Here is an 18,604-nt window from a genome sequence, read left to right as displayed (position 1 = left end):
AGGTGACCTAACGAGAAAGGGACGATAACCTTGAGGGTTATCGTCCCTTTTTTACTTGGTAGAAGGCTCGACTTTATCGATAGTCCAGGCGGCGCCGAGGCCGCCGGTGGTGTTGCGGCGGATGCGCACGGTGACTTCGTGGCGCTCGCCGGCCTGCGTGTAGCGCAGGGGGAAGCTTGCGCGGTTTCGCGCGGCCTCGATGGTACCGCGCTCGCGGGCGATCCAGTAGTACTCGCCGACGATGCCGAGCGTGTCGGCGCCATAGGGGAGATAGGTCGACAGCTGGTGCAGCAACGGACCGGGGCAGAAGACCTCGGTTGTGAAATCGACGGGGAAGTCCTCGGGGATGGCGGGCGCTGCAAGTGCGGGGGTTGGGACCGCCGCGGGTGCCGAAGCCGGTGCCGGTGCGGGAATTTGGCCGCAAGCAGCGGCGGGCACGGACTCGATGACGTGTGCGGGCTTTGGCGTCGCTTCCGGCTTGATCGTAGAATCTGCGGGCTCCACGGTGACGGGTGCGTCTGCGGCTGCGGTTTCAACCTCAACCTGCGTCGCGTTCCCGTTCTCGACGCTCGACTTTGCCTCGATGGGCGTGGAGGCCATGGTGGTGATGCCGGCGTTTGCGTTCTCGGGGTCATAGACGACCGTGAGCGAGATGGCGGGCTGCGGCGTCTCGGGCTCTGGCGTCGACTCGGTAGCGTCTTGATCGTCGGGCTCGTCGGACTGATCGTCCTCGGGCTCGTCGCCAAAGACATCGCTGTTTTGGAACGCAGGCGTCTCGGGTTGGTTGGCGGCTTCTTCGGTTGTCGACTTGGGAGCCTCGTCGAGCTCCGCAGTGGCTTCCTGCTCTGATATGACTTCGGGATCGGTCGTGGCGGCGATTTCGGTTTCGGCTTCTGCCGTTACCTCAATAGCGACTTCGATCCCTGTCTCGGGCTCGGGTTCCGGCGCGGCTTCAACCATGGCTTCGGGCTCGGGATGCTTAACGTGCTTGGGACGCACGGCCTTGAGGTCCTTCTCGCCTCGCTTTTTCTTTTTGTAGGACTGCTTGGCTCCCTTGGCAGCCTTGGGCTTGTCCTCGCCTTTGGCAAGGGCGGCATCCCATGCTTCGTTGGCGATGACGGTGGCATACAGACGGCCGCCCTTAAAGACGGTCAGCTTAATGCAGTCGTCGAGCTCCTCGAGCAGCTCGCGCGTGGACTCGAAGCCCAGGTCATAAGCGGCCATGTCACCAGCGGCGAGCGCCTCCTCGACCTGCGTCATAAACGTTTGCTTGCCGCACCCAATCGCGTCGCGCAGCAGGCGATACAGATAGATGTGGTTGCCCAGCGATAGTGCGGGCTTAACTATTGTCTTGCTCATGGCAAATCTCCTCTATACACACCAAAGCATCTTACCATCGCATGGGGCTTGCTACCTCGGCGCCCAAGGCAAACGGGCGCGACCGTTGCCGGTTCGCGCCCGTTATGCAGGTCGGTTATCTGTGAGAGGCAAACGTGCTTAGTTGCCCGATGCCGTGCCTTGGCTCGAGCTGTCAGATGGCGTGCCGGACGCGGATCCGCTCGAACTGTTCGAACTGTTCGAGCTATTGGTGTTGCTGTTGTCGGTGGAGCTTGTGCCCGATGTATTGCCGCTCGTCTGGTCGCCCGTGCTCGGTTGAGAGCCGTCGGTCGTTTGGCTTGAGTCAGTCGTGCCGGATTGCGTACCGCTGTTGTTCACAGAGGAATCGGCGTTCTGCGATTGATCGGGGGCGTTCGAGGACGAATCGGTGGATGCGGAGTTGCCCTGCGAGTCGTCCTGCTGGCTTTGCGATTGACCAGTGCTATCCGCGTCGTGCTCGGTCGTGCGCGACGAAAGGATTGGCTCGGGACGCTCGCCCAGACCTTCACCGGCGGTGGTGATAAGGATGGCGCCAGCGCAGGCGATGACCGCGACGATGGCGATGGCGATCGAGAAGACGATGACCTTCTTTTGCGTCTGGCTGCGCTCTGCCGCCGCCTTGGCACGCAGACTGTTGGGGGCGACGCGCGCCGTGGTCGCGCGCCCCGCAACCTGGCGCATCTCCTGCGTAGTCGCGGCGCCGCCCAGGTGCTCCTCGGCATTAAGGTCAACGGGCTCATAGGCGCCGGCAGGGTAGTCGACGGCGGCGTGCGTACCTTTGAGGGCTTCGGCGCTGGCAGAGATAAAGTGGCGGTAGACCTGCGAGGACACAACGGTGATGACCGAACTCACGGCGGCACCGATCACCGATCCGGCGATGCCGATCTTGGAAGCAAGTGCGACGCTCGTGGCGGCAGCTGCGGCGCCGGCGATGATTTGGGGAATGGAAATGTCGTCGAACAGGCCCTTTTTGGGCGCGATGGCCATGGTCTGTCCGATGGAATGGTTTTCGTGAACGCCGTTGTTGAGTGCGGCCGGTGTCATGACGCGCGTGCGCGGCGCGTCGGTGTACTTGGTTGTCATACGGGGCCCTCCCGGTGTAAATCTGCTTCGTTTCGTGTAGCCATCAGGGTACCCACCAGATGTGAATCGTACGTGACATTTAACAGATACCATCAACTCATCAATAGCTCACCAAATTGGTGGGATGCGGTTACACCCGGCGGTTGAACTACAATAGGGCTTGCTAATTGTTGTGAATGGCGTCTACGCACGGGAGCATTCTTATGAATCTTCACCTTTCTCAGTCTGATGGCTTTTTGCGTGTGGCGGCAGCCTCGCCGCGGATTCGCGTGGCCGATGTCGAGGGCAATGCCGAGGTTGCGCTGGCGGCTGTTCGCGAGGCGGTCGAGCGCGGTGTCCGTGCTCTGGTGCTGCCCGAGCTTAATCTGTGCGGCTATACCGCGGCTGATCTGTTCCATAACCGCACATTACTGCATACCTGCGAGACCGCACTGGCACATATTCTCGATGAAACCCGCGAGCTGCCGATTGTCTTTACCATCGGTCTTCCCGTTGCGGTGGCCGAGAATATCTACAACTGTGCCGCCGTGTGCTGCGCGGGCGAGCTTTTGGGCCTCACGGCCAAGAAGTATCTGCCCAACTATGGCGAGTTCTATGAGCGCCGTTGGTTTGCTCCGGCGCCCGCCGATCCCGTGTGGGTTGAGTTTGCCGGTCAGGGTCCGGTTCCGCTGGGTTCGGGGCTTGTCTACCGCTGCTGTGATGAGGGCGCCGAGGATATGGTGCTGGGCGTTGAGGTCTGCGAGGATCTGTGGGTGCCGGCGCCCCCTTCGACCGAGATGGCGCTTGCCGGTGCGACGGTGATCCTCAATCCGTCGGCCTCGGACGAGATTATCGGTAAGGCAGACTATCGCCGCAGCCTCATCTCCAATCAGAGTGCGCGCCTGTACTGTGCCTATGCCTATGCAGACGCGAGCGAGGGCGAGTCCACGACCGACATGGTCTTTGCAGGCGAGAACCTCGTCTACGAAAACGGTTCGAAGCTCGCCGCCACGAAGCTCCTCACCTGCGATATGGCGGTGGCCGACGTTGACCTCGACCGTCTGGTTGCCGAGCGCCGTCGTTCGACCACGTGGACGCGCGCGGATGATGCGCCGGAGGCCACGACCGTTGAGTTTTCGTTTGAGGGCGTGCTGGCCGAAGAACCTGTCCTGCGCGATGCGCTCGACATTGACCGTGTCTTCCCCCGCGCGCCCTTTGTGCCGGCCGACCATGGTGACCTGGCCGGGCGCTGCGAGACGATCCTCAATCTGCAGACTGCCGGCCTCAAGACTCGCCTTGCCCATACGGGTACCAAGGCTGCAGTCATCGGTCTTTCGGGCGGCCTGGATTCCACGCTGGCACTGCTTGTGACCGTGCGTGCCTTCGATGCACTGGGGCTGCCGCGCACGGGTATCACGGCGGTTTCCATGCCCGGCTTTGGCACGACACATCGCACCAAGTCCAATGCCGAGTCGCTCGCTCGCGACCTGGGCGTGAGCTTCCGCGAGGTTTCGATCCACACGGCCGTGGAGCAGCACTTCAAGGACATTGAGCACGATCCGGCCGTCCAAGACGTGACCTACGAGAACAGCCAGGCCCGCGAGCGTACGCAGATTCTGATGGATCTGGCCAACCAGGCTGGCGGTTTTGTTATCGGCACGGGCGACCTGTCAGAGCTGGCGCTCGGCTGGGCTACCTATAACGGCGACCACATGAGCATGTACGCCGTCAACGCGAGCGTGCCCAAGACGCTTGTGCGCCATCTGGTGCGTTATGCCGCTGATGTCTTTGGTGGGCGTATCGCCGAGGTCTTGCTCGATATCCTCGATACGCCGGTGTCCCCCGAGCTTCTGCCGCCCACGGGCGACGGTGAGATTGCGCAGAAGACCGAGGATTTGGTGGGCCCGTACGAGCTGCACGATTACTTCCTCTATTACCTGCTGCGTTTTGGCTTTGAGCCGGGCAAGATCTACCGTATGGCGCTCAAGAGCTTTGAGGGTGTCTATGACGCCAAGACCGTCCACACGTGGTTGCGTACGTTCTATCGTCGCTTCTTTGCCCAGCAGTTTAAGCGCAGCTGTCTGCCCGATGGTCCCAAGGTGGGCTCGGTGACGCTCAGCCCGCGCGGCGATTGGCGTATGCCGAGTGACGCCAGCTCGCGTCTGTGGCTTGCGCGGATCGACGCGCTCAATCCGATTGACTAAGGTTGGCTAAATTGAACCAATACGGGGGTTGCAAGCGTTACACTTTTGCAATCTGATAGCCCGTATCGCGCGGCGCTCTTGTCGGAGCGCCGTATTTTTTATATCGAAAGGTGGCACCATGCAGGCATCGCAGCGTCTCGACCGCTTTGGCGCGGAGGTCTTCGCCTCGCTCAACAACAAACTTCTTGCGCTGAAGGCTCAGGGCAAGACCATTTACAACATGAGCGTGGGCACGCCCGACTTTAAGCCGTACGACCACGTGGTCGACGCGCTCACGCAGGCCGCCCAAAATCCCGAGATGTGGAAGTATTCCCTGCGCGACCTGCCCGAGCTTAAGCAGGCCGTGTGCGATTACTATGAGCGTCGCTTTGGCGTTTCGGGCATTACGCCGTCCATGGTGCAGTCGTGCAACGGCACGCAGGAGGGCGTGGGTCATTTGGGCCTGGCCCTGCTCGATCCGGGTGACACCATTCTGGTTCCCGATCCGTGCTATCCGGTCTTTGAGGCGGGCGCGAAGATCGCCGATGCCAAGCTCGAGTACTATCCGCTGGTGGCGGAGCACAATTACCTGCCCTATGTGGCGGGCATCGATCCCGAGGTGGCCGATCGTGCCAAGTACATGATCGTGTCGTTGCCCGCCAACCCGGTGGGCTCGGTGGGCACGCCCGAGGTCTACGAGGAGATTATCGCCTTCGCCCGCGAGCACGACCTGCTGATCGTCCATGACAACGCGTACTCCGACATCGTGTTTGACGGCGAGCCCGGCGGCAGCTTCTTGCAGTATCCCGGCGCGCTCGAGGTGGGCGTGGAATTCTTCTCGCTTTCCAAGTCGTTTAACGTCACCGGTGCGCGCATCGGCTTTTTGGTCGGCCGTGAGGATGTGGTCTCTGCCTTTGCCAAGCTGCGCAGCCAGATCGACTTTGGCATGTTCTTCCCGATTCAGAAGGCCGCCATCGCCTGCCTCAATGGTCCGCGCGATGAGGTCGAGGCGCAACGTCTGAAGTACCAGGAGCGCCGCGATGCCCTGTGCGACGGTCTTGAGGACCTGGGCTGGGAGCGTCCCAACGCGCATGGCTCTATGTTTGTGTGGGCCAAGCTTCCCGGTGGCCGCACCGATTCCATGGCGTTTTGCGAGGAGCTTATGGAGAAGGCCGGCGTTGTGGTGACGCCGGGCGCGAGCTTTGGCCCTTCGGGCGAGGGGCACGTGCGCATGGCGCTGGTCCTGCCGCCCGATCAGATCGCTTTGGCTGTCGAGGCCATCCGCGAGGCGGGCCTGTATTAGAAGACTATCTGGGCTCGTCAATAGCTCGAAACCGATTTCGTGCAGTTATTTTACGAATCCTGCAAACAATTTCGGTAAACGGTCGATTTTTGGCTGCGTATAGGAGCATAATCAAAGTCCCGATTGGATGCATTGGGATTACGTCAAGCCGCTCGGGTCGTTCCCGGGCGGCTTGTTTGTGGAGAGAGATGGGAGTTTCTAATGGTTAACGAGAAGAAGGTCGCTATTGTCGGCTGCGGTTTCGTCGGTTCGTCTTCGGCGTTCGCGCTGATGCAGAGTGGTCTGTTCTCCGAGATGGTTCTCATCGACGTGGACAAGAACCGCGCCGAGGGCGAGGCCCTGGATATTGCGCACGGCATGACGTTTGCCGAGCCGATGAAGATCTACGCCGGCGATTATTCTGATGTCGCCGACGCCGCCATGATCGTCGTCACCGCTGGCGCTGCTCAGAAGCCCGGTGAGACCCGCCTGGACCTGGTCAACAAGAACGTCAGCATCTTTAAGTCCATTATTCCCGAGATTAAGAAGTCTGGCTTCGACGGCATTCTGCTCATCGTCTCCAACCCGGTCGACGTTCTGACCTACGCCGCCATCAAGATGTCCGGCCTGCCCGAGGGCCATGTCATCGGCTCCGGCACCGTGCTCGACACCGGCCGTCTACAGCAAATGCTCGGCGCCCACGTCGAGGTTGACCCGCGCGACGTTCAGGCCTACGTCATGGGCGAGCACGGCGACTCCGAGTTTGTCGCCTGGTCCAGCGCTCAGGTTGCCGGCGTGCCGCTGAACACCTTCTGCGAGCTTCACGGCCACCTGGAGCATGAGGCTGCCGAGAAGCGCATTGCCGAGGACGTCAAGAACTCCGCCTACACCATCATCGAGAAGAAGCACGCCACCTACTACGGTGTCGCTATGGCGGTAAAGCGCATCTGCACTGCCGTCATGCGTGACGAGCAGACCGTTCTGCCCGTCTCTTCGCTCATGGTGGGCGAGTACGGCCTGTCCGATCTGGCCATCTCCATGCCGACGGTCGTTGGTCGCGACGGTGTCGTCTGCCGCGTTCCCGTGCCGCTGAACGATGACGAGCAGCATGAGCTCACCGTCTCCGCAAAGGCCCTCAAGGACATTATCGACAGTGTCGACTTTTCCTGCTAAATTCGGCTCGTTTAAGCAACAGGTCTACAACGAAGGCGTCCGGGCCCATGTGACCCGGGCGCTTTTTTATGCAAAGGGGACAGGCTTGTTTGCACCAATCTTCGATGCGCCTGGGGCGGACTCGACCGCTATACTGGTTCGTGCCAAAAGCGATCTAGAACGGAATGCCGTATATGAAAATCAATCACGCGATTCTGCATATCCTGGACTTTGACTCTGCCGTCAACGTCATGAGCCAGCGCGAGCTGGATATCGAAAGCCGTACCGTGCGCAGCTTTGTGACCACGCATCTGCGCCGCGCACGTACCTCGGCCGACAATAAGCGCGCCACGTTTGCGGAGAACTCTGCGTTTGGCGGCGAGCTCAAGGGCTATTTCTTTGGTGAGCGTGAGTTCGTGGACTTGTCTCAGCAGATTGCGGAGTTTATTTCCTCCGAGCTCACCAAGGCCGAGAAAGCCGAGTCCACTGACGTGCTCGTGGCCGATTTTGACGACGATGAGGATACCCGCTGGTTTGCCGTGATGCTGCTGGGCTCCAAGCAGGCATTCATGCACGAGGTGGGTCGCGAAGAGGGCGAGGTTCGTAACGACATCGCGCGCCACTACGCCATTTTGCCAAACCCCTCGCAAAAGGTGCCGAGCTATGCCATCGTGCGTGCAAGCACCATGGAGATCGGCTACGTGGACAAGAAGCGCAAGATTGCCGGCGAGGATCGCATGCTTATCCCTGATGGTCTGCTGCAATGCGACACGGGCGTATCGGGCAAGGAAGTCATCGACACGGTGACGCGTGTGGTCGAGGAAGTCGCCGAAGAGCACGGCGCCAACACGGCCGTAGCGCTCGCCAAGGTCAAAGCCGCCGTTGCCGAGAAGGTTGAAGACGACGAGGAGCTGCCGCCTTGGGATATCGTCGATGAGGTCTTTGAGGACGAGCCGGTCATCAAGGAGAGCGTGCGTGCGGCGCTGACCGAGGAGAAGGTGCCCGAGCGCGTGCCCGTGGAGCGCAAGCAAGTCGAGCGCGCGGCCGTACGCAATCACAAGATTCGTACCGACACGGGCATCGAGATCAGCTTCCCGGTCGAGATGGGTTCGAACTCCGAGTACATCGAGTTTGTCAACGAGCCCAACGGCCTCATCTCCATCGAGCTCAAAAACATCGGCAGCATCGAGAACCGATAAGGCTTTTTGCTTTTGAATAAAAGTCTGTATTATATTTTGAAGTATACTTTGAAATATAATCCAGATTATTTTTTGGAGGTCAAAATGTCCCCACTTGTTCTGGAAAAACCGGTGTTTACAAAAGACCAGGTTGTTTCTGCTACCGAAGCAAGCAAGTCCTTATCCACCATTCGTAAACGCGCAAAACGCGCGCCTCAGTTCATTGCTGATCATAATGATATCGATACCGTGATTATCGACTATGCTGCCTATGAGGAAATGTACGGCGCGCTGCAGTATCTGCGTGAACTTGAGATAAACCGCATCGCTGCGGATCGAGTCAAGCATGGTCCGCATGAGTTTGTTCCGTTTGAGGACGCCTTAACTGCCGAGGAGCTCGCGGAGCTTGAGTCGATGGATCCGGACGCGATTCCCGACGAGGATCTTTTCGAATGAGCGGGCATTTTGTTGTCGGCTTTTTGAATCGAGACGTCGAGAAGGAATATCAAAAACTAGATGGATCCCAGCGCAGGCTCGTCCGTATTGCCGTCGCAAAATTAAAGACGCGTGCTGATGAAATCGGAACGCCGCTTCACGGCGAGCTCGTCGGCTGCAAAAAGATTAAATGGCGGAATGCGGGACTCAAAATGGTTTTCCGAATCCGAGAGGACGGAATGGTTGAGATTGCCGAGATCGTGGCAATAGGGCGGCGCGATCGTTCCGAGGTCTATAAGACGGCCGTAGGGCGCCTGTCAAAGCAACCCGCCATGGTTGAATACGACGGAACCCTGAGATGATGAAGGCCGAAGCCTCGGACGAGGGCTTCGGCCTTTGTTGTTTTCGGCTTGGTTGCTGACATTACCCCGCAGGTTGAGCACACGTCAGCGAAAACGCCCCTAGGCGAGCAAGGTGACGTGAAAGAGGAGGGCATTGACCTTCTGGTCATGCCCGACGATTGAACGTCAGATTGCCGCTTAGGGGCGTTTGCAGCGTCGACCGGTCCGTCGTTCGTTAGAACGACGGAACCAAAGGTGCAGCGTCGAGCCGTTACGCGGTTTGGTAAAACCGCGTAACCCTACAGCTGGCGCAGACCTTCCTCGAGACCGGTCTTGCTGTCGGTCTTCTCGTCGCGCATCTTGATAACGCGGGCAGGGACACCGGCCACGACGGCGCCGGCGGGGACGTCCTCGACGCACACGGCGCCGGCGGCAACGACAGCACCCTTGCCCACGCGCACGCCTTCCAGGACCACAGCATTGGCGCCGATCATAACGTCGTCTTCGATGACGACGGGGGTGGCGCTGGCGGGCTCCACGACGCCTGCCAGCACGGTGCCGGCGCCGATGTGGCAGTTCTTGCCCACGGTGGCGCGACCGCCCAGCACGGCGCCCATATCGATCATGGAGCCTTCGCCAATGACGGAGCCGATGTTGATGATGGCGCCCATCATGATGACGGCACGGTCGCCGATCTCGACGCGGTCGCGGATGATTGCGCCCGGCTCGATGCGGGCGTTGATGCCCTTGAGGTCGAGCATGGGCACGGCGGAGTTGCGGCAGTCGTTCTCCACATCGTAGTAATCGATGGAATCGACGTTGGCGTCGAGGATTGCCTTGAGCTCATCCCAGTCGCCAAAGACGGTCTTGCCACGGCGGCCGCCATAGACATGCGCATTGCCCCACTGGACCTTCATGCCCGGCTTTTCGCGCACGTACAGCTTGACGGGCGTCTTCTTGGGCGCGGTGGCGATATAGTTGATAATCTCCTGTGCATCCATTTCGGCTGCGTTGCTCATTTGCGGTCTCTCCTTTGGGTGAATCCGGTTGATACCTGGTTAGGCAAACATGACCTGGTCGAACGTATAGAAGCCGTGCTCGCGGGTGACGAGCTTCTGCGCGGCTGCCAAGGCGCCGTTGACAAAGATCTGACGACTCGTGGCGCGATGCGCGAGCGTGACCTCCTCGTCCTGGCCAAAGAAACTCACTTCGTGCACGCCGGCGACAGTGCCACCGCGCAGCGAGTGCACGCCGATCTCCTTGGGGTCGCGCGCTCCGCACATGCCCTCGCGGCCATAGACGGGGTGGTAGCCTGCCTCGGGCTCGGCTTCGACGACGGCGTCGAGCAGCAACTTGGCAGTGCCGCTGGGGGCGTCGACCTTTTGGTTGTGGTGCGTCTCGACGATTTCGCAGTCAAAGCCGGGCAGCTCTCGCGTGGCCTGTGCCACCAGATGACGCAGGGCTGCGATACCGATGGAGTAATTGCCGGAGTGCATGACGCGGGCGCTCTGACCCAGCTCGCGCAGGCGATCCATCTGCTCGGGCGTATAGCCTGTGGTGCCCGAGACCAACGCCGCACCCGTGCGCTCGACATAGGCGACGACGGCGTCGAAGGTCGCAACGTTCGAGAAGTCGATGATGACGTCGGCTGCCGGAGCGTTCTCGAGCTCGGACAAGTCGAAGCCGATCTGGGCGACGATGTCAAAAACGGGCTCTCCGGCAGCGTCGACAATACCCTCGGCGGTAGTGCGGATGAGCGAGCCCATGCGGCCCGTTCCCATAATGACGGTCTTAATCAAGCAGACCAGCTCCCTTCAGAGCATCGGTAAGTGCGGAGCGCGTGTCGTCTGCCATGGGGCACAGCGGCATGCGGTAGTTTGCCTCGATCATACCCATCTGGGCGAGCGCTTCCTTGACGGGGATGGGGTTGACCTCGCTAAAGAGGGCATTGATGAGCGGCTGGCCGGCAATCTGGATATCGCGGGCACGTGCCACGTCGCCGTCCAGATAGGCGCGGCACATGTCATGTACGAGCTGCGGCTGCACGTCGGCCCACACGCTGATGGTGCCCGAAGCACCCAAGCTCATGAGCGGCACGGTGAGCGCGTCCTCGCCCGAGTACATGCGGAAGTCGTCGGACAGCAGGTGGGCGATCTTGGCAGCGTAGGCGACGTTGCCCGAGGCTTCCTTAATACCCATGATGTTGGGGTGCGCGGCCAAGCGCTCCACGTTGCGCTCGCTGATGCCGCAGCCACAGCGGCCGGGGATGTTGTACAGGATGCAGGGGATGTCTACGGCATCGGCGACGGTCTTAAAGTGCTGGTAGATACCCTCTTCGTTGGATTTGTTGTAGTAGGGGGTAATGAGCAGCAGGCCGTCGGCCCCCAAGCCCTGGTAAGTGAGCGACTTGGTGAGCATGGTCTGCGTGGAGTTGGAGCCCGAGCCGGCGATGACGGGGACGCGTCCTGCAACTTGCTTGACCACCGCGGCGACAACGGAGTTGTCCTCGTCGTCGGTCATCGTGGCGCTCTCGCCGGTGGTGCCCAGGGCGAGGATGGCGTCGGTGCCATTTTGCAGGTGGAAATCGATAAGGCGCTCGAGCGCATCAAAGTCGACACTGCCGTCCTTTTTAAACGGCGTAACCAGGGCGACGATTGAGCCCTCGAGATTGCGGATGTCCATGTTCTTCTCCTTCGCTTCGGCGATCTGGATGCGCTTGTTCCATTGGGCGGCGACTGCCAGGCGCTCGTCTTGGGCGCGGCGGCGGGCACTTTCGGCGCGCGATTTGGCCAACAGTTCTCGGCCGCACGGCAGCACGTCGAGCGTGGCAAAGTAATCGCCCGGGCGCTCGGCGCGGCGGATGAGGTCGGCCGCGCCATCGGGGCGCAGCAGGACCTCGGCGGAGCGCAGCCGTCCGTTGTAGTTGTAGCCCATGGAGTAGCCATGCGCACCGGTATCGTGGATTACAAGCAGGTCGCCCATGTCGATATGCGGTAGCTCGCGATCGATGGCGAACTTGTCGTTGTTCTCGCACAGATTGCCCGTGATGTCATAGGTGTTCGTGACGGGCGCTGTGCCCTTGTCGGCGCCGCCCGGCTGACCCATCACCGTAATGTGGTGGTAGGCACCATACATGGCGGGGCGGATCAAATCGACGGCGCTTGCATCGACACCGATATAGTCCTTGTAGATCTGCTTCTCGTGGATGGCCTTGGTGACCAAGCAGCCGTAGGGGCCCATCATAAAGCGGCCCATCTCGGTGTAGATTGCCACATCGCCCATGCCTGCGGGGACCAGAATCTCGTCGTATGCCGCGTGCACTCCCTCGCCGATGGCGTGAATGTCGTTGGCCTGCTGCTCGGGCAGGTAGGGGATGCCGACGCCGCCGGATAGATTGATGAAGGCGACGTGTGCGCCGGTCTCGCGCTCCAGGCGCACGGCAAGCTCAAAGAGGATGCGCGCGAGCTTGGGGTAGTAGTCGTTGGTGACGGTGTTGCTGGCAAGGAAGGCGTGGATGCCAAAGTCCTCGGCACCCTTGGTCTTGAGCATACGGAAGGCCTCGAAGAGTTGCTCGGTGGTCATGCCGTATTTGGAGTCGCCGGGGTTGTCCATGATGCCGTTGGAGAGCTGGAACAGGCCGCCCGGATTAAAGCGGCAGCTGACCGTCTTGGGGATGGGCCCCGCAACACGCTCAAAGAACTCGATGTGGCTGATGTCGTCAAAGTTGACGATGGCACCCAGCTTGTCGGCGAGCTCAAAGTCCGCAGCAGGCGTGTCGTTGGACGAGAACATGATGTCGTGTCCCGTGATACCCAGCGAGCGGGCGATCATGAGCTCGGTATAGCTCGAGCAATCGCAGCCGCAGCCGTATTCGTTGAGAATGGAGATGAGTGCCGGGTTGGGGTTGGCCTTGACGGCAAAGTATTCCTTAAAGCCCGGGTTCCACGCAAAGGCGTCGCGCACCTCTTGCATGTTGCGGCGGATGCCCGCCTCGTCGTATAGATGAAACGGCGTGGGGAACTGCTCGACGATATGCTCGAGCGTCTCCTTGTCCACAAACGGCTGCTTGGCCGCATATGCCTCGTTGGGGGTCAATGCCATGTCCCGTAAACCTCGCTATCCAGACGGCGCCATCTGCGCATCGAATCCGCATAGCGTGGACCCAATGTCCGGATAGCGCTCCCGCATTGCTGCAGACAGTCCTGTGGGTGTTTCCCACAGGCCCACCAGGTTGTTCGTGCCCGAAAAACCCAGTTCGGCGGGTTTCGCCTCCCCGCGGGGTCAAAGCCTGCCGGCTCACCCGCGGCTCTTCGTGCCCGCGCCTCTATCAAGTGGTAAAGACCCTATCACGTTGCACTTTACCAAACAAGAGTATTCGTATATAACGTTTAAAAAATGCAGGGATATGCTGGAAACATGTGCGCCACAATCCTGTATCACAATAAGTTGCAACAAATGTGCCTCACGAAGGGATCCTCTATGACCGAGCTCCAAGAACTCCGTCGCTATCGCCGCGATCTCCATCGCATTCCGGAGCTCGATTTCGATCTTCCGCAAACCATTGCCTATATCGAGGGCGTGCTGGCACCGCTCACCTGCGAAGTGACCCATCCGTGCCCCAGCTGCGTCTGCGCTTTCTTCGACGCCGGCGTTGATGCCGCGCATGCCACAGCGATTCGCGCCGATATGGATGCGCTGCCCATTGAGGAGGCGACAGGGGCGGCCTTTGCCTCGACCCATCCCGGCAAGATGCACGCTTGCGGACATGACGGTCACATGGCCATGGCACTTGCCGCCGCGACGTATGTCGACCGTACGATTCGCGAGCAGCCGGGTGCCATGAGGCGCAACGTGCTCTTTGTGTTCCAGCCGGCCGAGGAAACGACCGGTGGTGCCAAGACGGTATGCGAGAGCGGCGTGTTCGAGCGCTATGGGGTCGACCGCATTTTTGGCTTCCATGTGTGGCCCGATCTGCCTGCCGGCACGTTGGCGAGCTGTTCCGGTCCGCTGCTGGCGCGTTCGAGCGAGACGCATATCTATATTCACGGTACGAGCATCCATATTGCTAAGACCTATGGCGTGCCGGTCGAGGAGTCGCACGATGCCGCGTTGGCGGCAGCGAAGTTTTTGGTTGCCGAGCGCGAGCTGATGGACGAGCTGGGCACCGACGAGCCCTGTATCGGCAAGTTTGGTCTGCTGCAGGCCGGTACGGTTTGCAACGCGGTGGCGGGGGAGGCCCATGTGGCCGGAAGCCTGCGTGTGTTTACGGACGGCATGTTCGACCGGGCGCGCGAGGGCGTGCGCCGCGTGCTTGATGAGGCATGCGCTGCAACGGGCTGCACGTACGATCTCGACTTTGCCGAGGGCTATCCGCCGGTCGACAACGACCCCGAGTTGTTTGCCAGCGTCGCGCCTGCCTTGCCCGGCCTGCAGCTTGTGGAGGAGCCGCTGTTAATTGCCGAGGACTTTGCTTTCTATCAGCGCCATCTGCCGGGCGTGTTCTTCTTGCTGGGCACGGGTGTGCCGGAGGGTCAAGAAAACCCGATCGACGCAGACGGCTGCCCAGCTTATGCGATGAGCGCCCTTCACACCGATACCATGCTCTTTGACGAGGAAATTTTGCTCAAGGGCCTCGATGTCTACAAACGATTGCTTGGCTTGGAGTGACGATGGAACGACGCCGACAGTCTGCCATATATAGTCCTGGTGGGTGCGGGTGCGGCTTGCTGCTGCTCCCGGTTATTGCTGTGAGCATTGGCCGTTTACCGCAACCTTAGCTGCGAGCTAATGAATTCAAGTTTAATCCTTCCTACGATGTGCTGTGTACCGGCGCGGTAGCCGGATCGTAGGAAGGATGCATAATGAAAAAGCTCGAAAACGAAGTGCTGCTGAGCCGTCGCGCTGCACTTGGCGCATTCGCCACCGTCGCCTTGGGGACTGCCGGTCTTCTTGCCGGTTGTGGTAGCGATAAGGCGACCGTCACCGAGGACGCTGGCGATGGCGACAAGAAGGAAGAGGCGAAGAAGGAAGAGCAGCCTACGACTGACCTGGCGGTTGGCACGACGGTGACCACAGCTGCCGGCCTTTCCGTCGTCGTCGATTCCGTCCAGCCCGGCCTTACAAATTATGACGGTTCGACCATGACGGGCATTCACGTCACGTACGTCAACAATGGCGATGAGGGCGCAGATTACAATATCTACGACTGGAAGGGCGAGGACGCCAACGGCGCCCAACAGAATCAGGGTTACTACAGTGAGGGCTCCGATGAGCTGCAGTCTGGTACCCTTTCCGCCGGTGGCTCCGTGGCGGGCAATATCTACTTTGATGGCGATATCAAGAAGGCACTGTATTTTGCCAACATGTTTGATAAGTCTGCCACTGCAAGCTGGGTGCTGGCCTAGCATGTCGCTACCGTTGCGCCGGATGGGAGGTGAAGTCGTATGCCCGATAAAAAGCTGACCGAGGAGTTGCTCAATGAGCTTCTCGATGCGCCGAACATCGATGGCTATATCAGGGAGCACGACTTTGCCGCCCCGTCGCTTTCGGATTACCTGAAGCAGCTACTGCAGGAAAAGGGCTTGGAGCGCTCGCGCGTGGTTCGTATGGCCGATCTCAATGAGACCTTTGGCTATCAGATCTTTACCGGTGCGCGTCATCCGAGTCGCAATAAGGTACTGCAGATTGCCTTTGCGATGGCGCTGACGCTCAAAGAGACCAACCGTGCGCTGACGGCTGCCGGGGTAAGCGTCCTTAACTGCAAGGACCGCCGCGATGCGATTATCATCTTTTGCATCGATCGCGGGTGCAGCCTCCAAAAGGTCAACGAGGAGCTGTATCGCTTTGGCGAGGAGACGGTGAATTAGCCGCTGATATCCGAGTCGGCGGAGCTGTCGAACAACGATGCAAACGAACGGGGCGCGGATGCCATGGGGTGTCTGCGCCCTGCGCTATGATGGAGGCTATGGATACTCAGACCCAAACATATTCCAATGACGAGCTGACCGCAGCGCTTGCCGAGCACCTGGCGTCGCTCGATCGCGACGACAGCTATCGCGTGGAGCGTGTACTTAAGCGCTCGTCCGTTGAAACAACCGAGCTCGTGTACTTTGAAGGAACCGGCGGTGGTTCGCTCGGTCCCTTTGTCCGTAAACGCATCGATGCTTCGGCTCAAATCGGCGGGGCATACGAGCGTCTGTTTGCCGCTCAGCGGGCAGGCAGGCGTTTTGAGCACCTGCCCAGAATCGTCGATTGTCGTCGTGCGGGCGACGAGCTCAACGTGGTTATGGAATACATCGAAGGGGAGACACTCGGGGCACTGGTGGACCGTCTGGGATCCGCTCCCGATTATGCGCGTGAATTGTATCCTGTCCTTTGCGACGCCGTGGGCGAGCTCCATGCCGGTTTTGCAATGGCGGGGGAGGCTTCGGCGCCGGTGATCCATCGCGACCTCAAGCCGTCGAATATCATCGTGGCAGGTGCCAACTATACGCCTGATGACGGCCTGACGTTTTCATCGCTGGTGATTATCGACTTGGGGATCGCGCGCGTGTGGCGCGATGGCGCCGATGCCGATACTGTCAAGTTTGGGACACGGCCCTATGCGCCTCCCGAGCAGTATGGGTTTGGGCAGACGAGCGTGCGAAGCGACGTCTACGCGCTCGGTGCCCTGCTGTTCTTTTGTTTGACGGGAGTCGACCCTAAACCAGGGCTCGACATGCGCGAGCAATGCGAGGTGCGCGGCATTCCCACTCCACTTGCCGATGTCGTTTGCATGGCGATGGCGCTCGATCCGGCCAAGCGCTTTGCAAGTGCGGAAGCGTTGGGACGGGCGACGCGCGCGGCATACGATCTGAGTCGCCCCGTGCGGCCTCCTGCGCCTGCGCCTGTCCGTACTCCGGTCTTGGAGACGTTGTTGACGCCCCAAAGGCTCCAGAACCCCGCAAGGCTTCCTAGGCCTGCCACCTCCGCTGCATGCGGTCTGCTCTCTCGCGTTCCGGAGTCCCTGGGGCGTATTTGGAATACGCTCGTCTGCTTCTCGCTGCTTGTGTTCTTTGCCGGAAGTCACTTTGCCGTCTTTCAACCCACGGGAGCAAACCAAAGCTACCCGACGTGGCTTCTCATAATCGAGTATTTTTTCTTTGTCGATGGCCTTATGGCGCTTATGCATTTTGCGCTGCTCGATAAGCGCCGTCTTCGTCGGCGATTCGCACTGCTCGACAGCTATCGCGGCAAGAAACTCGCGAAACTCTGGCTCAAGGCATTGGGTGTGCTGCTCCTATGCATGATCGTCATAGTCGCGGTTGCCAATGCGACCGGCGTCGTCGATACCTCCGCTGCCTAAAAGAAAAGGGCCCCATTGGGGCCCTTTGCAGTTGCACTTAGATGCGGTTCATCTGAGCGGCGACTTTGTTGTACCAGTCCTGCCACGTGGGTGGGCAGTACTTTTTGGCCGCAGCCGGGGTAAGGGTGGAGCCGTAGTTGGCGCCCAGATAGGCAACGTGAGCGAAGATGCCCTCGCTCCAGCTGCCAAAGCTGCGCCAACCGCCGCCACGTGCACTCCAGCCCCAGGCGTTGTAAGAATTGGCGCAATAAGCACCCTTGGTGCTCTCGATGCAGGCGATGGCGGGGGACCAACGGGGGTCGACACCGGTATTCCAAGCGGCGACGGCAAAGTTATAGCCCTGGCCTGCCATAGGGGAGCCGGCGAGGTAATTGTCGATGCGGCTCGTCCACTCATTAATGAACGAATCGTAATCGGAACTACCGGTGTTGGCGTTGTTCACCGTGGTGTCGATGGTGGTGTTGGCGTTGGTGGCCTGGCTGCTGGAATTGCTGCCGCTCACGCCCTCGCCCGAGAGCTTCTCGGCGGCAGCGGCCTTATCGGCCTCAAGCTTGGCAAGCTCGGCGGCATTTTCCTGCTCGGCTTTTGCCTGTGCCTCGCTGCGGAGCTGCTGGGCCTGCGCCAGCGCATCCTCGGCGTTTTTCTGCTCTGCCTCAAGCTGAGACTTGGCCTGCTGGAGCTCGGCCTTGTTCTGCTCGAGTTCGGTTTGCATGTTATTGAGCTCTTCGATCTCGTCGACGCTCGAGCTTGTGATCTGGTTGGTGTATTTGCAGGTCGTGATGAATTCACCCAGGCTCTGTGCGTTGACCAGGAAGCTCACGATGGGGTTGGTGCCCTTCTGGTACTTGTACAGATCGCGCATGGCGGTGCATGCCTTTTCCTGCTGATCGGGAAGCTTCGCCTCGATCTTTTCGATACTTGCCTCGTTGGCGTCAATCTGCTTCTGCAGATCGCCGAGCTTGGTACGGGCATCGTTGTAGGCGCTCGTGGCGGCTTCGATCTTCTGCTGGGCGGCGGCAAGCTGATCCTGCGTTGCCTGCGAGGCGGCATACGCCGCGACGGGGGAGAGCATCGGCGTGGCCGTCAACGCAACGGCGAGCGCGGCGCTCGTGATGATACGAGCCGGCTTCGACGCGATGAGCGCTGCGGTGCGATGATTCGAATGCTGCATCCAGTCCCTCTGCAATCAATCGTAGGTTATTGTTCCTCAGGTATTCTACTACTGCTTTCGACCTCAACTTGAACCTTAA

16 protein-coding genes and 1 riboswitch are annotated in these 18,604 nt (G+C 60.1%); of the genes, 10 read left to right on the top strand and 6 right to left on the bottom strand.

Annotation, left to right across the window (positions count from 1 at the left end; all coding sequences use genetic code 11):
- Window positions 1–51: 51 nt before the first annotated feature.
- Both ACQRCA_RS03205 and ACQRCA_RS03200 read right to left on the bottom strand, forming a co-directional pair.
- The gene (locus ACQRCA_RS03205) at window positions 52–1,359 is read right to left on the bottom strand and encodes a hypothetical protein (protein WP_427718508.1); all 1,308 of its coding nucleotides are present in this window, start codon (window positions 1,357–1,359) and stop codon (window positions 52–54) included.
- A gap of 138 nt (window positions 1,360–1,497) precedes the next feature.
- Window positions 1,498–2,460, bottom strand: a complete 963-nt coding sequence (locus ACQRCA_RS03200) for a hypothetical protein (RefSeq protein ID WP_427718505.1) — start codon at window positions 2,458–2,460, stop codon at window positions 1,498–1,500.
- A 203-nt stretch (window positions 2,461–2,663) separates the two neighbouring features.
- On the opposite strand from ACQRCA_RS03200, the gene ACQRCA_RS03195 reads away from it, so the two are divergent.
- From ACQRCA_RS03195 to ACQRCA_RS03170, 6 genes are all read left to right on the top strand, one after another.
- Window positions 2,664–4,643, top strand: coding sequence for an NAD(+) synthase (locus ACQRCA_RS03195; protein WP_427718503.1), 1,980 nt, complete (start codon window positions 2,664–2,666; stop codon window positions 4,641–4,643).
- A 118-nt stretch (window positions 4,644–4,761) separates the two neighbouring features.
- Window positions 4,762–5,925 (top strand): pyridoxal phosphate-dependent aminotransferase, encoded by a 1,164-nt coding sequence (locus ACQRCA_RS03190; RefSeq protein WP_427718501.1) that lies wholly within the window; start codon window positions 4,762–4,764, stop codon window positions 5,923–5,925.
- 201 nt (window positions 5,926–6,126) lie between these two features.
- The gene (locus ACQRCA_RS03185; RefSeq protein ID WP_022094138.1) at window positions 6,127–7,077 is read left to right on the top strand and encodes an L-lactate dehydrogenase; all 951 of its coding nucleotides are present in this window, start codon (window positions 6,127–6,129) and stop codon (window positions 7,075–7,077) included.
- Between the two features lie 173 nt (window positions 7,078–7,250).
- Entirely contained in the window at window positions 7,251–8,255 is a 1,005-nt protein-coding gene (locus ACQRCA_RS03180; RefSeq protein ID WP_427718497.1) for a nucleoid-associated protein, read from the top strand.
- Window positions 8,256–8,339: 84 nt separating this feature from the next.
- Complete coding sequence (locus ACQRCA_RS03175; protein WP_427718495.1) at window positions 8,340–8,690, top strand: hypothetical protein; 351 nt, start codon at window positions 8,340–8,342, stop codon at window positions 8,688–8,690.
- On the top strand, window positions 8,687–9,031 hold the full coding sequence (locus ACQRCA_RS03170; RefSeq protein WP_427718492.1) for a type II toxin-antitoxin system RelE family toxin: 345 nt from the start codon (window positions 8,687–8,689) through the stop codon (window positions 9,029–9,031). Before ACQRCA_RS03175 ends, ACQRCA_RS03170 begins: the two co-directional genes overlap by 4 nt.
- A gap of 278 nt (window positions 9,032–9,309) precedes the next feature.
- Here the strand turns inward: ACQRCA_RS03170 and dapD are convergent, their stop codons facing one another.
- Genes dapD through dapA form a run of 3 tightly spaced genes read right to left on the bottom strand, consistent with a single transcriptional unit; the run spans window position 9,310 to window position 13,111 of the window.
- Window positions 9,310–10,029, bottom strand: a complete 720-nt coding sequence (gene dapD, locus ACQRCA_RS03165) for a 2,3,4,5-tetrahydropyridine-2,6-dicarboxylate N-acetyltransferase (protein WP_427718489.1) — start codon at window positions 10,027–10,029, stop codon at window positions 9,310–9,312.
- A 39-nt stretch (window positions 10,030–10,068) separates the two neighbouring features.
- Window positions 10,069–10,809, bottom strand: a complete 741-nt coding sequence (gene dapB, locus ACQRCA_RS03160) for a 4-hydroxy-tetrahydrodipicolinate reductase (RefSeq protein ID WP_427718487.1) — start codon at window positions 10,807–10,809, stop codon at window positions 10,069–10,071.
- Complete coding sequence (dapA, locus tag ACQRCA_RS03155; RefSeq protein WP_427718484.1) at window positions 10,802–13,111, bottom strand: 4-hydroxy-tetrahydrodipicolinate synthase; 2,310 nt, start codon at window positions 13,109–13,111, stop codon at window positions 10,802–10,804. Before dapA ends, dapB begins: the two co-directional genes overlap by 8 nt.
- 65 nt (window positions 13,112–13,176) lie before the next feature.
- Window positions 13,177–13,345, bottom strand: a riboswitch (Lysine riboswitch).
- A gap of 144 nt (window positions 13,346–13,489) precedes the next feature.
- Between dapA and ACQRCA_RS03150 the strand changes: the two genes are divergently transcribed.
- The 4 genes from ACQRCA_RS03150 (at window position 13,490) to ACQRCA_RS03135 (ending at window position 17,354) form a co-directional block, all read left to right on the top strand.
- A complete protein-coding gene (locus ACQRCA_RS03150; RefSeq protein WP_427718482.1) occupies window positions 13,490–14,677 on the top strand; it encodes an N-acetyldiaminopimelate deacetylase in 1,188 nt (395 codons plus the stop codon).
- Between the two features lie 194 nt (window positions 14,678–14,871).
- Complete coding sequence (locus ACQRCA_RS03145; RefSeq protein WP_154517316.1) at window positions 14,872–15,414, top strand: DUF4352 domain-containing protein; 543 nt, start codon at window positions 14,872–14,874, stop codon at window positions 15,412–15,414.
- A gap of 39 nt (window positions 15,415–15,453) precedes the next feature.
- Complete coding sequence (locus tag ACQRCA_RS03140; protein WP_154517313.1) at window positions 15,454–15,876, top strand: XRE family transcriptional regulator; 423 nt, start codon at window positions 15,454–15,456, stop codon at window positions 15,874–15,876.
- Window positions 15,877–15,974: 98 nt separating this feature from the next.
- On the top strand, window positions 15,975–17,354 hold the full coding sequence (locus ACQRCA_RS03135) for a serine/threonine protein kinase (RefSeq protein ID WP_427718479.1): 1,380 nt from the start codon (window positions 15,975–15,977) through the stop codon (window positions 17,352–17,354).
- Window positions 17,355–17,391: 37 nt separating this feature from the next.
- Here the strand turns inward: ACQRCA_RS03135 and ACQRCA_RS03130 are convergent, their stop codons facing one another.
- A complete protein-coding gene (locus ACQRCA_RS03130; RefSeq protein WP_427718477.1) occupies window positions 17,392–18,525 on the bottom strand; it encodes a coiled-coil domain-containing protein in 1,134 nt (377 codons plus the stop codon).
- Between the last annotated feature and the right edge of the window lie 79 nt (window positions 18,526–18,604).

The sequence above is a fragment of the Collinsella sp. SGI.095 genome (assembly GCF_050314535.1).
Lineage (GTDB): Bacteria > Actinomycetota > Coriobacteriia > Coriobacteriales > Coriobacteriaceae > Collinsella.
This window is presented reverse-complemented; position numbering and strand designations above follow the sequence as displayed.